Annotated in this window: 23 protein-coding genes; 12 read left to right on the plus strand and 11 right to left on the minus strand. The window is 35.2% G+C overall.

The genetic code is table 11. The annotated features are described in order from the left end of the window. Nucleotides 1-16 precede the first annotated feature (16 nt). On the plus strand, nucleotides 17-421 hold the full coding sequence (locus tag ELS83_RS00130; RefSeq protein WP_171593471.1) for an acyl-CoA thioesterase: 405 nt from the start codon (nucleotides 17-19) through the stop codon (nucleotides 419-421). A 3-nt stretch (nucleotides 422-424) separates the two neighbouring features. On the opposite strand, the gene ELS83_RS00135 is transcribed toward ELS83_RS00130, so the two are convergent. Beyond that, nucleotides 425-1,048: a class I SAM-dependent methyltransferase gene (locus ELS83_RS00135; protein WP_171593472.1), complete on the minus strand. Its 624-nt coding sequence runs from the start codon at nucleotides 1,046-1,048 to the stop codon at nucleotides 425-427. A 618-nt stretch (nucleotides 1,049-1,666) separates the two neighbouring features. Between ELS83_RS00135 and ELS83_RS00140 the strand changes: the two genes are divergently transcribed. The 6 genes from ELS83_RS00140 (at nucleotide 1,667) to ELS83_RS00165 (ending at nucleotide 7,179) form a co-directional block, all read left to right on the plus strand. Continuing rightward, nucleotides 1,667-2,893 carry an ABC transporter permease gene (locus ELS83_RS00140; protein WP_171593473.1) on the plus strand — a complete coding sequence of 409 codons (1,227 nt, stop codon included), beginning with the start codon at nucleotides 1,667-1,669 and terminating at the stop codon, nucleotides 2,891-2,893. A gap of 57 nt (nucleotides 2,894-2,950) precedes the next feature. Continuing rightward, entirely contained in the window at nucleotides 2,951-4,219 is a 1,269-nt protein-coding gene (locus tag ELS83_RS00145; protein ID WP_171593474.1) for an ABC transporter permease, read from the plus strand. Between the two features lie 117 nt (nucleotides 4,220-4,336). Continuing rightward, nucleotides 4,337-5,035, plus strand: coding sequence for a hypothetical protein (locus tag ELS83_RS00150; RefSeq protein ID WP_171593475.1), 699 nt, complete (start codon nucleotides 4,337-4,339; stop codon nucleotides 5,033-5,035). A gap of 62 nt (nucleotides 5,036-5,097) precedes the next feature. After that, complete coding sequence (locus ELS83_RS00155; protein ID WP_171593476.1) at nucleotides 5,098-5,763, plus strand: TonB-dependent receptor plug domain-containing protein; 666 nt, start codon at nucleotides 5,098-5,100, stop codon at nucleotides 5,761-5,763. A 31-nt stretch (nucleotides 5,764-5,794) separates the two neighbouring features. Next, nucleotides 5,795-6,460 (plus strand): TonB-dependent receptor plug domain-containing protein, encoded by a 666-nt coding sequence (locus ELS83_RS00160; protein WP_171593477.1) that lies wholly within the window; start codon nucleotides 5,795-5,797, stop codon nucleotides 6,458-6,460. A gap of 38 nt (nucleotides 6,461-6,498) precedes the next feature. Beyond that, nucleotides 6,499-7,179, plus strand: a complete 681-nt coding sequence (locus ELS83_RS00165; RefSeq protein WP_171593478.1) for a TonB-dependent receptor plug domain-containing protein — start codon at nucleotides 6,499-6,501, stop codon at nucleotides 7,177-7,179. A gap of 45 nt (nucleotides 7,180-7,224) precedes the next feature. On the opposite strand, the gene cysK is transcribed toward ELS83_RS00165, so the two are convergent. Together cysK and epsC are read right to left on the minus strand one after the other, a co-directional pair. Further along, complete coding sequence (gene cysK, locus ELS83_RS00170) at nucleotides 7,225-8,133, minus strand: cysteine synthase A (RefSeq protein ID WP_171593479.1); 909 nt, start codon at nucleotides 8,131-8,133, stop codon at nucleotides 7,225-7,227. Nucleotides 8,134-8,139: 6 nt separating this feature from the next. After that, nucleotides 8,140-8,979 (minus strand): serine O-acetyltransferase EpsC, encoded by an 840-nt coding sequence (epsC, locus tag ELS83_RS00175; protein ID WP_249414383.1) that lies wholly within the window; start codon nucleotides 8,977-8,979, stop codon nucleotides 8,140-8,142. A 417-nt stretch (nucleotides 8,980-9,396) separates the two neighbouring features. On the opposite strand from epsC, the gene ELS83_RS00180 reads away from it, so the two are divergent. The 3 genes from ELS83_RS00180 to ELS83_RS00190 are packed head-to-tail and all read left to right on the plus strand — an operon-like array spanning nucleotide 9,397 to nucleotide 10,956. Further along, nucleotides 9,397-9,606: a zinc ribbon domain-containing protein gene (locus ELS83_RS00180; protein WP_171593480.1), complete on the plus strand. Its 210-nt coding sequence runs from the start codon at nucleotides 9,397-9,399 to the stop codon at nucleotides 9,604-9,606. Between the two features lie 10 nt (nucleotides 9,607-9,616). Then, nucleotides 9,617-10,090, plus strand: coding sequence for a low molecular weight protein-tyrosine-phosphatase (locus ELS83_RS00185; protein WP_171593481.1), 474 nt, complete (start codon nucleotides 9,617-9,619; stop codon nucleotides 10,088-10,090). Then, a complete protein-coding gene (locus ELS83_RS00190) occupies nucleotides 10,087-10,956 on the plus strand; it encodes a fructosamine kinase family protein (protein WP_171593482.1) in 870 nt (289 codons plus the stop codon). Before ELS83_RS00185 ends, ELS83_RS00190 begins: the two co-directional genes overlap by 4 nt. 17 nt (nucleotides 10,957-10,973) lie before the next feature. Here ELS83_RS00190 and ELS83_RS00195 read toward each other — a convergent pair whose 3' ends face one another. Next, a complete protein-coding gene (locus tag ELS83_RS00195; protein ID WP_171593483.1) occupies nucleotides 10,974-11,681 on the minus strand; it encodes a TapB family protein in 708 nt (235 codons plus the stop codon). 206 nt (nucleotides 11,682-11,887) lie between these two features. Between ELS83_RS00195 and ELS83_RS00200 the strand changes: the two genes are divergently transcribed. Next, the gene (locus ELS83_RS00200) at nucleotides 11,888-12,394 is read left to right on the plus strand and encodes a CAP domain-containing protein (RefSeq protein ID WP_171593484.1); all 507 of its coding nucleotides are present in this window, start codon (nucleotides 11,888-11,890) and stop codon (nucleotides 12,392-12,394) included. 116 nt (nucleotides 12,395-12,510) lie between these two features. Here the strand turns inward: ELS83_RS00200 and rplI are convergent, their stop codons facing one another. From rplI to rpsF, 3 genes are read right to left on the minus strand one after another with little or no spacing between them, the layout of a single operon-like run. Then, complete coding sequence (gene rplI, locus ELS83_RS00205) at nucleotides 12,511-12,954, minus strand: 50S ribosomal protein L9 (protein ID WP_110359544.1); 444 nt, start codon at nucleotides 12,952-12,954, stop codon at nucleotides 12,511-12,513. Nucleotides 12,955-12,977: 23 nt separating this feature from the next. Beyond that, entirely contained in the window at nucleotides 12,978-13,247 is a 270-nt protein-coding gene (rpsR, locus tag ELS83_RS00210) for a 30S ribosomal protein S18 (protein ID WP_054721204.1), read from the minus strand. Nucleotides 13,248-13,250: 3 nt separating this feature from the next. After that, a complete protein-coding gene (gene rpsF / locus ELS83_RS00215) occupies nucleotides 13,251-13,601 on the minus strand; it encodes a 30S ribosomal protein S6 (protein WP_216616269.1) in 351 nt (116 codons plus the stop codon). A gap of 290 nt (nucleotides 13,602-13,891) precedes the next feature. Here rpsF and ELS83_RS00220 point away from each other — a divergent pair, with 290 nt between their 5' ends. Beyond that, nucleotides 13,892-15,016 (plus strand): universal stress protein, encoded by a 1,125-nt coding sequence (locus tag ELS83_RS00220; protein WP_171593485.1) that lies wholly within the window; start codon nucleotides 13,892-13,894, stop codon nucleotides 15,014-15,016. A 46-nt stretch (nucleotides 15,017-15,062) separates the two neighbouring features. On the opposite strand, the gene mtaB is transcribed toward ELS83_RS00220, so the two are convergent. The 4 genes from mtaB to bioD form a co-directional block, all read right to left on the minus strand. After that, nucleotides 15,063-16,346: a tRNA (N(6)-L-threonylcarbamoyladenosine(37)-C(2))-methylthiotransferase MtaB gene (gene mtaB, locus ELS83_RS00225; RefSeq protein ID WP_171593486.1), complete on the minus strand. Its 1,284-nt coding sequence runs from the start codon at nucleotides 16,344-16,346 to the stop codon at nucleotides 15,063-15,065. After that, nucleotides 16,343-17,686 carry a tRNA (N6-isopentenyl adenosine(37)-C2)-methylthiotransferase MiaB gene (miaB, locus tag ELS83_RS00230; RefSeq protein ID WP_171593487.1) on the minus strand — a complete coding sequence of 448 codons (1,344 nt, stop codon included), beginning with the start codon at nucleotides 17,684-17,686 and terminating at the stop codon, nucleotides 16,343-16,345. The genes mtaB and miaB overlap by 4 nt, the downstream gene beginning before the upstream one ends. 80 nt (nucleotides 17,687-17,766) lie before the next feature. Continuing rightward, nucleotides 17,767-18,411: a ferredoxin--NADP reductase gene (locus ELS83_RS00235; RefSeq protein ID WP_171593488.1), complete on the minus strand. Its 645-nt coding sequence runs from the start codon at nucleotides 18,409-18,411 to the stop codon at nucleotides 17,767-17,769. A 397-nt stretch (nucleotides 18,412-18,808) separates the two neighbouring features. Further along, nucleotides 18,809-19,483 carry a dethiobiotin synthase gene (gene bioD, locus ELS83_RS00240; RefSeq protein WP_171593489.1) on the minus strand — a complete coding sequence of 225 codons (675 nt, stop codon included), beginning with the start codon at nucleotides 19,481-19,483 and terminating at the stop codon, nucleotides 18,809-18,811.

The following is a 19,483-nucleotide window of genomic DNA, read 5'->3' on the forward strand; positions in this document are numbered from 1 at the left end:
TAAAAAGCAAAACAAAATGAGCAAATACATCTATACATTGCCACTAAAGGTGCGCGATTACGAATGTGATATACAGGGAGTTGTAAATAATTCGGTTTATCAGAACTACTTAGAACATGCACGTCACGAGTTTTTAGAATCTATTGGAAGTAATTTTAAAAAATTACACGAGGAAGGAATTGATGCCATGGTAGCACGAATTGAGATCGATTACAAAACCTCTTTAACCAGTGGAGATGAATTTGAAGTACGCCTTAATATTGAACGTGAAGGTTTAAAATTGGTATTTAATGAGGATATATACCGAAAATCAGATAATAAATTGTGTGCCAAAGGCAAGGTATTTGTGATTTGTCTTGTAAATGGCCGTTTGAGTAAAGGAGAGGTTTTTGACGAATTGTTTAGAGAGTACCTGTTATAAAAATTACATTTTCTGCATCAGGCAGAAAATTGCCTGGTGTGGACTTGGATTTCCTTCCAATTCAATCTCTTTTATTTCTATTACTTCAAAGTATTTACTCATGAGCTTTTGTAGTTCTTCTTTTGATGAGAAATACAACTTGGTACCTATTGATGTATCTCGAAATTTACCCTCGCCACCAAAGTTTATATCTTCTTCACTAAAACAAATCGATAGGTAATAAGATTTAGCTTTTAGCAAATCACTAACATTTCTAAGATAAGTATCGCGGTTGGAAGGAAAGATGTGATGAAGCACTTCAATGTCATAAGCCAAATCATATGAATGCTTTGGCAAAGCCAACAATTTGCACAAATCTAATTCAAAGAAATTTCCTTTTAAGTTCCGCTCTTTAAACAGTTTATTGGTATAATTTATGGCCGTTTCAGAAATGTCAATTCCCGATATTTCAAATCCCCTGGCTGAAAAATATGCTGCATTATGCCCTAAACCACAGCCTAAATCAAGCAAATGCGCTGGTGAGGATATTAATTGTTCAATTGTATCCACAAGTATTTTATGAGGAGTTTCACGTTTCCATGGTACCTCTTCAATAGGAATTCCTTTATAGATATCAATTTCAATCATATTATCTAAGGAATGAAATTCCAGATTAAATAGCAACTTTATTAACGCAAAAAAGGATCGAACTCCTCCGATCCTTTTCTAACACTAAATGTTAACCTTAATCTCAATCTATGATAAAACTACTCTATTCTTTTTCTTCATTGAATACATTTCAAAGGTAAGGCAATACGCGGTTAAGAGCTGCAAAGGAAAGTTAAAAAAGATTAAATGTATTAAACTAAAAAATGGCTGAAGAACTCAGCCATTTTCATCTAACCATTAACCAACTAACTAAAAACTCAATTTATGAAAATCCCCCAATCTTCATTGATTTTATCTAACTGATATATAGGATATAACAGCAGATAAAATAGATATGAGTTTTAATCGGGCGCAAAAGTAGAAAGTATTTGTGAAAATGCAAATGCAATTGTTGAAAAATGTAAAGAATTAAACATTATTTAAGATTTACAAGTGCCATCTTTTTTCATTTTTCAATTGACATATCAAACTAGTTTATCTATATTGCATATAGAAAGCCTTCCAATTATCTTATTACCACCATAATATCAGGATACCACATGTATTATCGTTGACAATCAAATCAGCGGATGTTGTGTAATTCTAATTCATTAATTCATGTTTGATCTTGATAAATGGCAAGAGATATTTGAAACCATTCGAAAAAATAAACTTCGTACAATTCTTACTGGTTTTAGTGTATCATGGGGTATTTTCATGCTAATTATTCTTTTGGGTTCAGGAAATGGACTTCAGAATGGGGTTTTGGACCAATTTAAGCGAGATGCTGTTAATAGTCTGTGGATATATAGCGGCAGAACCAGTATGGCTTTTGATGGCATGCAACCTGGCAGACGAATTCAATTCACAAATGAAGATTATACGCGTACAAAAGACTCAGGTCTGGATGTAGATAAAATTAGTTCGCGCTATTCAATTTTTAGAAACAATATCATTTCCTACAAAACAGAATATGTTTCTTATGAAATTATAGCAGTTCATCCCGATACAGAAATTCTGGAGAATACCAGTTCAACCAAAGGAAGATTCTTAAATGATATTGATGTTGAAAATTACAGAAAAGTAGTGGCTATCAGCACAATTTTGGAAGAAGCTCTCTTTAAAAGAGAAGAACCTGTGGGAAAGTATATTAAAATTAATGGCATTCCTTTCCAGGTAATCGGTGTGTTTACAGATCATTCCGAAAGAGATTTACAAAGGGTTTATGTTCCCGTATCGACTGCTCAGCGTGTATTTAACGGAGCTAATCGCATTTCCAACATGTCATTTACCACAAATACACCCGACATTGAAGCCTTACAGCAAATGGAAAAGCATTTGAGAAAGAGTTTTGCGGCACGTCACAAATTCGATCCGGAAGATAAGCGAGCCATGTGGATCAATAACAATATGGAAGGCTATCAGAGAACAATGGCTTTGTTTGCCGGCATTCGCATATTTGTGTGGATTATTGGTGCTTTTACCATAATTGCTGGAATTGTAGGAGTTAGCAATATCATGATTATTGTAGTTAGAGAACGCACAAGGGAAATAGGTATTAGAAAAGCTCTTGGCGCAAGTCCAAAATCAATTATTGCCCTCATATTGCTTGAATCTGTATTGATCACCTCGGTGGCTGGTTATATGGGTTTGGTTGGGGGTGTTGTATTACTTGAAATTCTGGCTCCTCATACGCAAATTGAATTCTTTATGAACCCTTCGGTTGATTTGAGTGTGGGCATACAAGCTACTGCTGTTCTAGTATTTGCAGGACTATTGGCCGGATTTTTCCCTGCCTGGAAAGCTGCAAATGTTAAGCCAATCGAAGCACTGGCCGATGAGTAAGAAGATAAATTTTTACGATAAAACGAATTACATTAATCTATACTTAAAATCACAATCATGTTTGACAGAGATCGATGGACCGAAATATATATGGCATTGAAAAGTAATAAACTAAGAACCTTTCTTACTGCCTTTGGCGTTTTTTGGGGAATATTCATGTTAATTATCATGCTAGGATCAGGTCGTGGATTAGAAAATGGTGTATATCATGGAATGGGAGATTTTGCAACCAACTCGGTGTTTATTTGGGCACAACCTACCAGTAAGCCGTACAAAGGTTATAAGCAGGGACGTAGATACAATTTTACCAATCAGGATACAAAAGCTATTTTGGATAACATTCCTGAAATTGAAATTCTTGCTCCAAGAATTCAAGCCTGGGGTGGTGGCGATGGTGAAAATAATGTAATAAGAGGTTTGAAAACGGGTGCTTTTAGCATCCTTGGCGATGTTCCGGAAGTCAATAAGATTGATCCTGTCACTATTTTAGATGGACGATTCATTAATGAAGTAGACATTAAAGAGAAAAGAAAAACTGCCGTAATTGGTAAAAGAGTAATTGAGGTCCTGTTTGAAGAAGGAGAAGAACCATTGGGGGAATATATCAAGATTAATGGAGTTTATTTTCAGATTGTAGGCACTTTTAAATCGATGCACAATCAAGGATGGGGCGATTGGCAAAATCAATGCGTTATCATTCCCTTTACCACATTACAAAAAACTTACAATTATGGAAATCGGGTTGGTCATTATTCAATTACATCAAAAAAGGAATACTCTGCAACCTATGTAGAAGAGAAGGTGAAGAGTCTTCTTCGCAGGCGACATACGATTCATCCGGAAGATCAACGTGCTTTTGGAAGTAATAATGTTGAAAAAGAGTTTATCCAGATTAATAATCTTTTTATCGGAATTGCAGGCTTGATATGGATTGTAGGAACAGGAACCTTGCTCGCAGGTATTATTGGTGTGAGTAATATCATGCTATTTATCGTGAAAAAGCGAACAAAAGAAATTGGCATACAACGTGCTCTGGGCGCATCTCCATCGGTGATTATCAGTTCTATTTTAACGGAATCTGTTGTTCTTACCGCCATTGCCGGTTGGATCGGGTTGGTTTTTGGTGTATTTCTCCTGGAAGTCATAACAAAAGCGATTCAGAATGGTGGCGGAGATGAAAGTATGTTCTCAAACCCAGAGGTAGACTTTAATATCGCAATTATTGCTTTGGTGATATTAATCATATCAGGATTAGTTGCCGGTATTATACCTGCCAAAAAAGCAATGGCTGTTAAGCCTATTGAAGCCATAAGGGATGAAGGATAATGGTGTTAATAGGTTGTTTTTATGATCTTTAATTGAATTCCAGGGGGGCTTTTGGCTTGATTTTTGTTTTGTGATAGAATAATTCTTATATTCATTAATCATTAAACAAAATTTATTATGAAAACTACCGCAAAACTTTTAACCTTAACTTTTTTTGTACTATTTTCTTTTCAGTGTTTTGCACAAAAAATCGAACTAAAAGGTAAGGTTGTTACCTATGATTCTATTGCTGTAAATAAGGCAAAAATCCATATCAGTTCATCTCAAAAAGAAGTTTTCACCAATGCACAGGGAGAATTTACTTTGATATGTAAATCCAAAGATAAACTAGCTATCATCGCAGATGGATTTCAAAAGCATAAGTTAAAAATCAATGCTAAAGTGAAAAGTCCTTTGACAATTAACTTAGAAGTTGGAATAAAAAAACACTCTACAAAACTTGCCATTAAATCAGGTCATGTTCTTGATACTGATAACTTTTTAAAGTCATACTCTAAATCGATCAGAAATACCAAGTATGGTAGATTTGAAACGGTTTTTGATTTATTGCTTGATGAGACCAAAACTGCCAGAGGTAACAGAAGAATTTTTTATGAAGGAGGAGAATTAAGATTAAGTGGGTATAGTGCAGAGAATCAATTAAATGATGTTGCAATAGAAGTTGATGGAAAACTTGAAGATGATAATATTATTGAAACATTAGATCCAAATACAATAACTCACATAGACATTTATAAGGGGAGAAGGTTAGGTAAATATAGTGCAATGAAAGTGGCCATTGTTGTAGTAATTCTAACGACAAAATATAATGGTTAATGTAAGTGCGAAATATTTTACTTAAATTGAAAACCATACTTTAACTCATTAAAACACCCATCATGAAAAACACAATTTCTTTATTCGTTTTAATTCTCTTTTCTTGTTTTACAATGAGTGCCCAGGAAATTGAGATTAAAGGGAAAATTACTACTTACGGACAAATACCAGTGGTAAATGCTGATGTAATTATTCAAAGCAGTTCCCAAGCAGTTAAAACTGATGAAAAAGGAGAATTTACCTGTACTTGCCAGGCAAAAGACAAGTTGACATTTATTGCTAATGGCTTTATTAAACAAACTTATAAAATTAGGAAGAAGCACGATGGTATCGTAAATGTGGATTTAAAACTATCTTCAAAAGCAGGATCTGAAGAAAAAGCAATTAAAGCAGCTCATATATTGGAATTAGACAAGTTCAGAGAACTAGTAAAATTGGGGCCTAATTACAAAGATTATTCAAAATACAGCACTTTGATTGAAGCACTTAAAAACGAATTTCCGTCATTAAAAATAACACCAAATGAAATTATTATTAGAGGTCCTAACTCAATTTCACTTTCAAGTAGTGCAGGTATCGAAGTTGATGGTATATTGGTTGGCTTAGGGATGTTACGTTCGTTAAATCCAGACAACATTGCCAGTATTGAGGTAATTAAAGGCAGTCAAACTGCACGTTATGGAACTCGTGGTGCTAATGGTATGGTGGTTATTAAAACCAAAAATTAATCATCAATTCTAACCCATTTATAATTCAACTATGGTCTCACTGAAAAAAAGCATTGCAGTTTTCACTGTTATGATAATTTCCTTTGTTGGACTTGGTCAGATTCAATTCGAAGGGAAAGTGATAGTAGATGATTTGATACCAGTGGTGAACGCCAAGGTCACAAACTTAAAATCGGGTGAATTCACATACACGAATACGCTTGGTAAATATAAACTAACATGCAATTTGAAAGATAAACTTCTAATTGAAGCAAAAGGTTTTTCTTCAAAAAAAATAAAGGTAAAATCAAAAGGAAGCAGAACTCATTTGGTACTGTTGAAGAAAGCAGGTTCTGATAAAATTGCAATTCAAAATGGACATATCCTTAACACAAAAGAGTTGAATGAATACCTGGAAAGTAAAGCCAATTCAAAACCAAAGGATTATTCCAGGTATGGCAACGCAATTCAAATCATAAAGGATCATCACCCTAATGTAAAAGCAGATGAAAAGGGATTGGTAATTCGTGGAGGAAGTTCATTAATGGGTAATAATTATGCAGCAATTGAAATAGATGGTGTTCTGGTAGATTTTGATGCATTGAAAAGTATTCCTACTGCAAGCATTAAAAAAATCACTATCCTTACAACATCACAATCTGCTTTGTATGGATCTAACGGCGGGAATGGAGTTGTGAAGGTAACTACATTCAAATAATGAATATTAACTGCCATTTGGCAACTTTTAAATAAAATATGAAACTGAAAAAATTAATCCTCTCATTGGTATTTATACTAATTACTGGTCTTTTTGCAAATGCACAAAATGTTCAGCTTAGCGGAAGAGTTCTTGTATTCGACTCCATTCCGGTGAATCAAGCAAATATTCATGTGCTAAGTAGTAAGCTTGATGTTAAAACTGATTATCAGGGTGTATTTAATATTGTCTGCGAAAGCAAAGATAAAATTATCATTACTGCCGATGGTTTCAGCAAAAAAGCACTGAAAGTAAAGAAAGGCAAAAAAATTGATGAAATGATCAATTTAAAAATAGCAAAAATTCCAAATGCTCAAGAAATTGCAATTGATAAAGGTCATATATTACAAGTAGATGCCTTTAAGAGTTTAGCAAAGAAAAATTCTCGAGCTAAGGATTATTCCAAATACACAACTGTAATGGAGATTCTTCGCAATGAGTTTCCTTCTTTGCAGATAGTAAATGGTGAAATTATTATTCGAGGTCCATCGTCTTTTGTTGGCTCAAGTGCTGCTCAAATTGAGATAGATGGTGTTATGACCACTTATTCGGCATTAGATAACCTCTCGCCAAATAATGTTGCAAGTATTCAGGTAATTAAAGGAAGCGATGCAGCCATTTATGGCTTAAGGGGAGGAAATGGCGTTATTTCTATTAAAACAAAACGATCATCCGAATAAATCATAAAATGAAAGGCCGATTCAGTAAAGAATCGGCCTTTTTTTTTAAAATAACTCTTCAATTGAAAGGTATCTTTCTCCAGTATCATAGTTAAATGTTAATACCGTAGCTCCTGAATCTATCGATTTGAGTTGTTTACTGACAGCCGCTAAAGAAGCTCCTGTTGAAATTCCAGCAAGTACACCTTCTTTTATAGCCAATTCCTTAACCTTCGAAAATGCTTCATCTTTACTAACCTGAATGGCACCATCAAGTAGGTCTGTATTCAGATTTTTTGGAATAAAACCAGCTCCAATTCCTTGAAGTGGGTGCGGTCCAGGTTCACCACCACTAATCACTGGCGAAGCCTCAGGTTCAACAGCTAGCACTTTAAGTTTTGGAAACTTCTGCTTTAAAATTTCGGCAACACCAGTAATGTGTCCGCCTGTTCCTACACCGGTAATCAAATAATCAATTCCATCTGGAAAATCCGCTATTATTTCTTCTGCAGTAGTTTTTCTATGTATTTCTACATTTGCTTCATTGTCAAACTGTGATGGCATCCATGAATTTTCATTTTTGGAGATAAGCTCTTCTGCCTTTTCGATTGCACCTTTCATCCCTAATTCTCTTGGGGTAAGTACAAATTCAGCACCATAAGCAGCCATTAAACTTCTTCTTTCTACCGACATGGATTCAGGCATAACCAGAATTAACTTATAGCCTTTTACGGCAGCTACCATTGCCAATCCAACACCTGTATTTCCAGAAGTTGGTTCAATAATAATCGATCCTTCCTTTAACAGTCCATCTTTTTCAGCAGTTTCAACCATCGATAATGCAATACGGTCCTTAATACTGCCTGCCGGATTTGCTCTTTCAAGTTTCATCCATACATCTGCACCGTTAAATACCTTATTCAATTTTAATACTGGAGTATTACCAACTCCTTCCAAAATATTGTTCAGTCTCATCTTTATTTAAATTTGAAAATTAATAATCTTGCTTTCGTCAAGGTTAGTTCTAACCTTGGTTTCGTGTTTGTGATATACCACACTGTTTGAGTCCACACTTGATGTGAGCCATACGTTTCCTCCTATAATACTATTTCTTCCAATTACAGTATCTCCACCAAGAATTGTGGCACTGGAGTATATAATAACATTGTCTTCTACAGTTGGATGGCGTTTCTTTTTAGCAAGGCTTTTTTTCACTTGCAAAGCACCCAATGTAACTCCCTGATATATTTTTACATTATTTTTAATAATGGCAGTTTCTCCAATTACTACACCTGTTCCGTGATCGATAAAGAACGATTCGCCAATGGTAGCACCCGGATGAATATCAATACCGGTTTTTGTATGCGCATACTCACTCATTAATCGTGGAACAGTTGGCACTCCAAGTTTGTATAATACATTGCTTAATCGATACACCATAATGGCAAAGAAACCCGGATATGCAATGATTACTTCTCCAATGGTATCTGCTGCCGGATCGAACTTTTGAATCGCTTCAGCATCTTTTAATAAAGCGCGATAAACCGAAGGCAATTGCACCATAAATTCCTGTGTAATATTTTCAATGGTATCGTTCAACTTAAAATTAACCGGGAGAAGCAACAATTTCAATGTAGATTCCATCTGATACAGCAAAGATTCTTCAGCACAGCAACTTTTAGTTCTCCTTGCACTAATCGGGAACAAGGTATTCATTGCTTCTTCCACAAATCTTTGCGACAAGTCTCGAGATGGCATGTCAATTTCATTGTTTTTTCTGGCGGATTGTAAGTCATCCATAACCTTACTTAAGTAACTCATTGTTTTTTTGATTTTATTATGTATAGATATACAGTTATTTAAGGAAAACTCTAAAGTAAACCTAAAAGGGATTTGTCAGTGATTTGTTTAATCTACTAACAACAACAGCAACAACAACAATATTTTGAATTGTTGTTAGTTGTAAATGCTTGGGAATAAGTTAAAAAGGATTTTAAAGTAGTACACATGCTGCTTTCAACCGAAGAGTTTCGGTTGGTATTTTTAGCCTCGCTATGTGTGTAATTCCTTTTCATTTTTGAAGTTTCTAAAAGCAAACTTAGGAAAAATTAATTAAACAAGACTCCTGTGTCTTAATTTTTCTGTTAAAAAAATGTTATTTATTTAGCAAATCTTAAATTCGAGATCATTATCTTTTTTATTACTTTTAATATAGAGGTAAAATAAACGAATATAAAAATGGATACATCAAAGTATGTTTGCCCTAAATGTGGGTATGGAAATTTTGAAACCGATGAATTTAGAGCTACAGGAGGTCGATTTGCTAAAATTTTCGATGTTCAGAATAAAAAGTTTACAACAATTACATGCAGCAGGTGTTCTTATACCGAATTGTATAAAGGAACAACCAGTCAATTAGGCAACATCTTTGATTTTTTAACGAACTAAAATCAATTAAATGAAAAAGAAATTACTCTTTGTTTGTTTAGGAAATATATGTCGTTCGCCAAGTGCAGAGGCTGTTATGAATGGCTATTTAAAACTAAATATGCTTGACGACGATTATACATGTGATTCGGCAGGTACAGGAGGGTGGCATGCAGGAGAAAGAGCGGATAGCAGAATGAGAACACATGCTGCCAAAAGAGATTACGATTTAACTAGTATAGCACGTCAGTTTAATCCAAAAACCGATTTTGATGAGTTTGATTTAATCATTGGTATGGATCCACAAAATGTAGCAGATCTGGAAGGAATGGCAAGAAATCAAGAAGATTTAAATAAAATTTCGTCGATGACAGACTACTGCATTAGATATACTCATTACAATTCTGTTCCTGATCCGTATTATGGAGGTTCTGATGGATTTGAATTGGTTTTAGACATTCTGGAAGATGCATGTGAAGGTTTATTAAAGCAAATTGATAGATGATAGAATTTCAAATTATTGAGAAAATACAAGATTGGGCCAAATGCAACATTTCTAAACAGAAATCGGTTGGAGGTGGCTCAATTGCTCAAACTAATTTGATCAGATTAGAGGATGGAAGAACCTGTTTCCTTAAGACAGGTTCAATTCGTCCTGATGCCTTTGCCAAAGAAGCAAATGGTTTAAACGAGATACGTAAAACCAATTGCATAAGAGTACCCGAAGTGCTATTAGTCGATGACACATTTTTGCTATTGGAACACATCGAAGAAGGAAGAAAAGATCAGAATTTTTTCACGAAGTTTGGTGATCAATTGGCCGATTTGCACAGCCGTACTTCATTTAAATTTGGCTTTAAAGAAGACAACTACATCGGATCGACACCACAGCACAACATTCCTTCAAAAACTGAAGAAGAAAGCTGGTTGGATTTCTATTACAATAAAAGATTACTCTTTCAATATAAGCTAGCAGAGAAAAAAAAGCTTGTTGGCAATGAGTTGAAAAATGGATTCATCGTACTGGAAAATAGGATAGAGGAAATTCTGGAAGGTAGCGAGGAAAAGCCTTGTCTCTTACACGGAGATTTATGGGGAGGCAATTACTTGTGCGATATGGAATCGAACCCAGTTTTAATTGACCCCGCCGTGTATTACGGACATAGAGAAGCTGATTTAGCCATGACCAAACTATTTGGTGGTTTCACAGAGCAGTTTTATCATGCTTATCGCAGGAAAAAACCATTGCCTCAAGGTTACGATTACCGCGAAAACATTTATCTCTTGTATCACGTATTAAATCATCTTAACCTTTTTGGAAGTTCCTATTACGGACAAGCAGTTCGCCTGGTATGGTCCTACCTACATTAATTGAGAAGTATTGCTTATTAAGGAATAAAGAAATCTTCAGCGATGCTTTCTATCTGTTTGTAAGTTTGCAATTTACCCTTTCTATGATATTCTTCCATCCTAATTAATCCAACATTAATGGCGTACCATTCAATTAACCTGGTTTTATTCCTGGAAATTCCCGAATAGGATATTTTATCCGAAGATATTTTATAGCACTTAAATTTCCCTGCTGGAGTTTCTATGGTCTCTATTGCATCAACCTTTCGGTTCACAAGTAATACTGTCATCGACATCAGCACAGAACCAGTACCTCGCAAAATATCTGCCTGACAAGTGGCTTCCGGAAGTATTTTGCCTTTGATTGGTTTTAGTGGCAATACAACGCTGTCCGCATCTATTTTAACCACCATTTTTTGATAGGAGTCTAATTTAATAGGATCCAGATACCTTTCCGCTCCAATGTAAAAATTAGAATCTTTCGAGGTAAAATGAAAATATTGATAGAAAGTGTTTTGTTTCACCGTAGTAATCTCAGATTCGATATTATAACGAATTTTTCCACTGTCATCTTTGGTTTTTCCAGCCAATTGCCACACCTCGGTATAGGTTTTCCGATTTTTATGATCGTAATTCACATATTTTACTTTAAAATTCCTTTTGGAAGGCATATAGGAGTAATCTCTTTGTCCAAAACAAAGAATTGGTATTGCTAATAGTAATAGAGTAGAGTAAAAATGCTTCATTAAATATGCTTTAAAATAGTAGTCGTAATTAGACCAAATTTACATAAATTTTGATTCAGCAAAAAACTTTGAAGCCTAATATTCATAGGAAGTTCATCGAATTCTAAATAAGAAGCAAAGTGTTTAAGTTTTATTAAAAACCATTATATTTGAGCTACCAACCTTACAATATCAACCTACATTATTAATTGATAAACATTTCGAGAATGAGAAATTTATTATGTGTAGGTTTTGCTGCAATTTTATTAGGATTAAGTGCGTGTAGTAGCGATGAAACTGAAATTATTGAAGAAGAAGTAATATCCCAACCGATTCAAATTGATGCACAATTATTACTGGATCTGGTGAACGATGTCAGAGCTTCAGGAACTACTTGTGGCGACACTTACTATCCACCGGTTGATGCCGTATCCTGGAACAATAAACTTGAGCAAGCAGCCACTAATCATAGTACAGATATGTATGAGAATGATTTTTTTGCGCATGAATCCCCAAATGGAAGTACCTTAACAACTCGTTTGCAAGAGGTGGAGTACAATTATTCTACGGCCGGTGAAAACATTGCTTATGGTTATACCAGCGAACAGCAGGTAATAGAAGCCTGGTTAAACAGTCAGGGGCATTGTGCCAATATCATGAATGGCAATTATAAGGAAATGGGTGTTGGAAGAGTTGGGAATTACTGGACCCAAAATTTTGGATCACAACGCTAGAATTAAGAGCATGAAAAAACCACACCGAGCGTTAATCGGTGTGGCTTATATCTGTTTGTTTGAAAAGCTTTAAGTCTGTCTGTTAAAAACTTAAATTAATTGTGTTGTGAAGCGAATTATTCCGACACTACTTCAAATTCGATCTCAACCTTAACTTCTTTGTGAAGTTTGATTGAAGCGGTATATTTACCGATCTCTTTTACAGCGTCTTTGATAGAAATCACTTTTCTGTCAATTTCAAATCCTTTTTCCACTAATGCTTCAGCGATTTGGATGTTGTTAACAGAACCGAAGATCTTACCAGTAGTACTAGTTTTAGCACCTAAACTTAAAGTAACACCTTCTAATTTCTTAGCAACTTCTAGTGCTTCGTTTTTGATTTTTTCCTCTTTATGAGCTCTTTGTCTCATGTTTTCAGCATGCATTTTTTTAGCTGACTCTGTAGCCAAAATTGCAAGACCGTTAGGAATTAAATAGTTTCTTCCGTAACCGTTCTTAACAGTTACAATATCGTTCTTATATCCTAAAGTATGGATATCTTGTTTTAAGATTACTTCCATTTCGTTTCCTCCTTCTTTAAAGATTATTTCATCATGTCAGTTACGTATGGTAGTAATGCTAGGTGACGTGCACGCTTAACAGCAGTAGCTACCTTTCTTTGATATTTTAAAGAAGTACCTGTGATACGACGAGGTAAAATCTTACCCTGCTCGTTCAAGAATTTCTTCAAGAATTCAGGATCTTTGTAATCGATATACTTGATCTTGTTTTTCTTGAAACGACAGTATTTTTTCTTTTTGATCTCAACTGAAGGTGGGGTCAAATATCTGATTTCTGATTGATTCTGTGCCATAGCTTATTTCTCCTCTTTAGTTTCTTTAAGGTTTCCTTTTCTTTTAATTGAATACTCATAAGCGTATTTATCAAGCTTGAAAGTTAAGAAACGCATGATTCTTTCATCACGTCTGTAGTTTACTTCCAATTTCTCAATTAATTCACCTGGAGCTTCAAATTGAAGTAGTTGGTAAAAACCAGTACTTTTCTTCTGAATTGGATAAGCAAGCTTGCGCAGTCCCCAGTTCTCTTCATTTTCAATCTTACCGCCATTTTCGGTAATAAGAGTCTTGAATTTTTCTACCGCTTCCTTTACCTGAGCCTCAGATAAAACGGGAGTTACAATGAAAACGGTTTCATAATGATTCAACATAACTTAAATAATTTAATTAATACTTAATAATTAAGTGTTTTTATCGAGCCGCAAAATTAACTATTCTTTTTTGATTTTTCAAGAATATCAATCCTTTATTCGGCTACGAATTGCAAAAGTAAGCAATACCAAATGAATAGAAAAGAGCTTGAACTGATTTTTTCAAAATGCTAAGCAACTTAATCAGCGGCATAATCACTGTTTTTATTCAGTCTGTATTCCTTGCATTGCTTGGCAAGACACCCATTTTTTTGTAACTTATTAGTAACAGTATAACTAAACTCAGGCTTATGAAGGACAGGATGATAACATTAGCGACCTATAGTTACTCAAGAGCCCAGTTGCTTCAAACTCGTCTGGAATCAGAAGGAGTAGAGTGCTATTTGAAGAATTTAAATCTAATTCAATCTGCCATTGGTGGCGGAGTAAAGGTTAGAATTAAAGAAGAAGACCTAAATCGTGCTTTAAAAATTATTGAAGAGCTCGATTTAAGCTATGCTCAGGAAGATTTAGATGCTGCTTTTCCACATCAGAATATTGATGTGAACCGCATCTTGGTTCCTGTTGATTTCTCGGATTTTTCTCCAAAATTATGCGATTGTGCAGTTGGCATTGCCAAAAAATTTAATGCTGACATTTTACTGTTCCACACTTATTTTGCTTCGGCAATAGAAACAGTGCCATTTTCCGATAGCTATACCTACAATTCAACGGTAGTGGAAGTACTATCAGAAGTGGAAAAGAATGCCAAAGCAAAAATTAAGGAATTGTACTATGATATTCGAAATCGACTCGAAAAGGATAAAATAGAAGGGATTGAGGTAGATTATGAATTAAGTGGAGGCACTGCGTCATCAGAAATATTGAATATCTGTAAAAAATACCAACCCGATTTAATGATTATGGGCAGTAGAGGAGAGACAGCTGGCACAACCAATTTATTGGGTAGTGTGGTTTCGAATGTAATAGAGGAAACCGATGTTCCAATGTTAATACTCTCCGACCAGGGTGATGAAGTAGATTTTGACAAGATTCACAATATCATGTATGCTACCGATTTTGATAAGGCCGATTTTAGAGCCATAGCCAACCTGAAGTACATCACTCAGCCTTACGATATGAAAATCCATTGCGTACATTTTGATGACAAATCGACTGATGATCCGATGGAAGAGCACCGCATGCAAGTGATTCGCAAATACTTAAAAAGAGCGCTTGGCGATTCTGATGTGAGTTGCAGAATTATTCATGAAGACGAAAAAATGGAAGGGATTGAGAAGTATACTCATGATCATGATATTGGTTTAATTGCGATTCTGGCAAGAAAACACAATTTATTGCAAAGGTTATTCTTTGGTCAGATGTCAAGAAAACTATTTATTAAAACACACATGCCTATTCTGGTATTTCATTAAAACATAAGCATATAGACAAAAAAAAGACGCAGCATTGCGTCTTTTTTTATATCATTTGCTCTCCGGTTAATACAGGTTCATCTTCAGCCGTCATACTCTTGATTTTAACCTTATAAAAGTGATTTTTCTTGAGCTCTTCTCCTGAAAATTCTACCGGGATATAGTGCTCTCCGTATCCTTTGGCTATTTTGCCATTTGTTTTTTCTACCAAAACAATTTGCTCTTTACCAATAAATTCTGTTCGGTATTGCTTTTTAACCTGGTCGGATATTCCTCTGAGCAATTCGCTTCGTTTTGTCTTTATTTTTTCATCTACCTGCTCTGTCATTCTTTCAGCTCTTGTTCCTTTTCTTATGGAATATTTGAAAGCATGAACATGGCCAAATTGTAACTCTTTAATAATGTTACATGTTGCATCAAAATCCTGATCCGACTCTCCAGGAAATCCGATAATAACATCTGTTGTGATATTAAAATCGCTTCGTACCGAACGCACTCTATCAACAATCTCCTTAAATCTTTTGATGGTGTACATTCTTCTCATTTGCAACAAAACAGGATCTGATCCACTTTGCAAACAAAGATGAAGGTGAGGAGTCATTTTTGGATGATTTAGCAGGCCTAAAAATTTATCTCCAAAACCATCAGGTTCTATGGATGATATGCGAAGGCGAAAATCTCCTTCCAATTCCAGAATTTGCTCAACAATATCATCAAATTTATAATTCTCGAATTCGTAACGACCAATATTAACTCCAGTTAAAACCACCTCTTTTGCTCCATTGGAAATTACATCTCTTACATTATCCAAAATGTCCTGAATTGGCCTGCTTACAGCCCTTCCTCGTACCGAAGGAATGATGCAAAATGTGCAAAAATTATCGCAACCATCTTGTATTTTAACCATGCTTCGAGTGTGAAAACCCTTCTCTGTTGAACCATAAGAAAACAAATCAGTATTTAATTTCGATGGGTGTAAAATCTCACCTTTGTAATGTGCTTCAACCAAAGAGAATACAGAGCTTTTTCTATCGTTCTCAACCACGTAATTGATTTCCTCGCGACTTTCGAGTTCGTTTTTAGCATTGTTGGCCATACAACCGGTCACAACCAAAATTGAATTTGGATTTTTTCGATTGGCCTGATTGATGAAATTTCTGGATTTATGGTCACTCTGATGAGTTACTGTACATGAGTTGATAACATATACATCAGCCTCTTTGTCAAATGGAACCAATTGAAAATCATTATCCTGAAACTGGGATGCAATGGCATCTGTTTCATACTGATTTAATCTACAGCCCAATGTTTTAAAAGCTACTTTTTTCATGCTACTTTTTCATTAACAACAACCAATTCGCCTTCTACAGAAAAATCAGCAGCCGATGTAATTTTAATATCTACAAATTCTCCAATTAAGGCCTTATCATCCGATAAGAAACGAACATTGATTTTCCCTTCGGTTAATGCAGCAAGGTAACCATCATGACGCGCATTTCCTTTCACCAAAACTCTATAAGTTTTACCTAACATGCTCTCATTATAGGCCTTCGAATGTACTTTTAAGTCCTCGGTTAACTGGTGATGGCGTTGCTTTTTAACATCCAGGCTCACGTCGTCGAACCAACGATGACTTAAGGCTCCGGGTCGAGGAGAGTACATGGCAATATATGCCATATTATACTTAAACTCTGCCATGGCTTTTCGGGTGTTTTCAAACTGCTCATCGTTTTCCCCGGTAAAACCAACAATAATATCTGTAAACAGGGTAGCCTGCGGAATTAATCTTCTAATGGTGTTTACAATTTGACGATATTTTTCCAATCCATGTTTTCTGTTCATATGAATCAAAACCTTATCATCACCCGATTGAATAGGCAGGTGGATCTGTTTGGCTAAACAATCATACTCTGCAATTACTTCAATCACTTCATCAGTCATATCACGTGGGTGAGGGGAAGTAAAGTAAACCCAAAATTCCTTTTGCAATTCATTACCCAATTTTCCAATTTGCCTTAGAAGTTCAGGAAAATCAACCTCTTCACCCTTTTTGTCAAGTCCATAAGAATTCACATTTTGTCCTAATAGGGTAATCGATTTAAAGCCTCTTTCCACCAAACTTTTCACTTCTCCAACAATCTCAGCCGAAGGGCGGGACACTTCACGACCACGTGTGTAAGGAACAGCACAGAATGAACAAAATTTATCGCATCCATTTTGAATGGGCACAAATGCCTCGAATTCTGAAGTGTAGTGCGGTTTCACGTTCCAAAATTCAGAAATGTTTTCATTCTGCGAATCAAAGCCATTTTGCAAACCAACCGGTGTAGAGATTCCATACTGCTGAATCATTTCAGGCAATTTTGGAAGATCCTTCATCTGAAAAATAATATCAAACAGTTTTAGAAATTTCTCTAAATCAGAAGGTAAAATACAACCAGAAACAAAAGTCACCAGGTTTCGTTTGTTCTTCCAAAGATTCCATTTGTGTATTTTTGAATATACTTTATCAATTGCTTTTTGGCGTACCGAACAGGCCAGTATTCCAATTAGGTTTGCCTCTTCCTCACGATCAGTCCACTGATATCCCATCTTTTCAATAACCGAACGAACACGTTCGCCATCGGAAGCATTCATTTGGCAGCCTAATGATACTAAGTGATATTTCATTATTCAATAATTATCAATTACTAGTGATAAGACTTGAGTTGCCTACAGGCCTAACGCTTATCAACCTAAATTTGTTAAGTTTAAAAATATACTTCGGTATGAATAGGGCCTAGCTGAACCCCCTGTTTTTCAAGGATATCATAAGCTTCATAAATCATATGGCAGTTCCCACACAGGTAGCAAACTGTATCCGAAGAAACAGGGTTCTGCTTTAAATATTCCGTTACGCGACCATGAAAATCTCCAGTTTTTTCTCTTGATGTACACAAAATATAATTGCCATTTTCGTAAGAATCTCTTTCATATGCTTCTTCTTCTTTACGAACGCCGTGCAACAAGCGGTAGTCCATTTCCGGATGTGTAGCAATAAAACTATGAATAGGAGAGATTCCGGTTCCGGTTGCAATGAATAAAAATTTCTTCTTATTAATTTCATCATTTTGCAAGGAGAAATGCCCAAAAGGTCCGTCAATATCAAGCTTATCGCCAGGTTTGCAACGCTTTAATTTCTTTGATACCAATCCATTTTCAACTTCTTTAATCAGAACTTCCAAATGTTCATCATTTTCCGAACTATAAATAGAATATTCTCTTCTATCGATACTTCCAGAAAATCCCAAAGTGATGTACTGACCAGTTTTAAATGTAAAGTCATTTTTCTCCATTCGAATGATATAGGTCGATGGAGTAAGATTTCTTATTTCGATAACTTTATGTGATCTCATTTCAATTATTGTATTTTTTAATTTTGCCCAAATTTTCTTCAAATTCGCTATGTGGAATCTTTTTAAATAAGGGATTACAAAAAAATACAAAATTACTTGAACTTACAAGCATTATAAGACCTTTTTGTCTCTTTATGGTGTCAAAATTGTCAAAGCGCTCCCAAAACGGCAAAAATTAGTTGATTTTGCACAGAATGTGAGCTGGTTCGATCGGCTTATTTTTGCTATATATCTCTGATTATCTTGACATTTCGTGCAATATAGCCCAAGCTTAACTTCCTGAGAATTTCGTGTTTGGATTGTTTCTTAGTGAATGGCTGTAATACTTTGTGAATTTTGCTTTAAATTTTCAGTCGAATCATGTGAGCGATGTCACTTTGTGTTTTTTTAAGATCGCTTAGAAAAATTTTGAAAAATCCACCCTTGCACTTTCAAAATTTTCAATTACCGGAATTTCAACGATTGGACAATCAAAATTCATTTTATTCAAATAGTGTTCAAATACCTTGACCGAATCTTTTAGAATAAATTCGGAATCTGCAGGAAAATGATTGTAAATTAATCCATGCAAAGGAATATTTCTTTTTTGCAAAATTTCCAGGCTAAGCAATGTATGATTAATGCTGCCTAATTTTGATGAGCTCACCAAAATGGTTGGGTACCTCTTTTCTTCCAGGTAATCGAGTAAAGAATAGTCTAAAGTGATCGGGACATTTAAACCTCCAACTCCTTCTAATAAAACAAGTTCAAACTTATCGTTTAATGTTTTAGTTGAATGTTCAATTTTTTCCAAATCAATGGTTTTATTTTGCATTTCTGCTGCCAAATGAGGAGAGGCAGGATAATCAAACACAAAAGGACAGGTTGTTCCATCACGATCCACATCCATTAAATCAATCCCCATCAAATTTCGATGAGTTTGAATATCTTCTGATATGCCTTTACAGCCAGTTTGCGCAAATTTTTGGGTAACTACATCAACTCCCTTGCTGTGTAAATACTTGGCCATTAGGCCAGTTGCAAAGGATTTTCCAGCATCGGTATCAATACCGGCAACAAAATATATCGACAT

This window comes from Marinifilum caeruleilacunae (assembly GCF_013141825.1).
GTDB classification, from domain to species: Bacteria; Bacteroidota; Bacteroidia; order Bacteroidales; family Marinifilaceae; genus Marinifilum; species Marinifilum caeruleilacunae.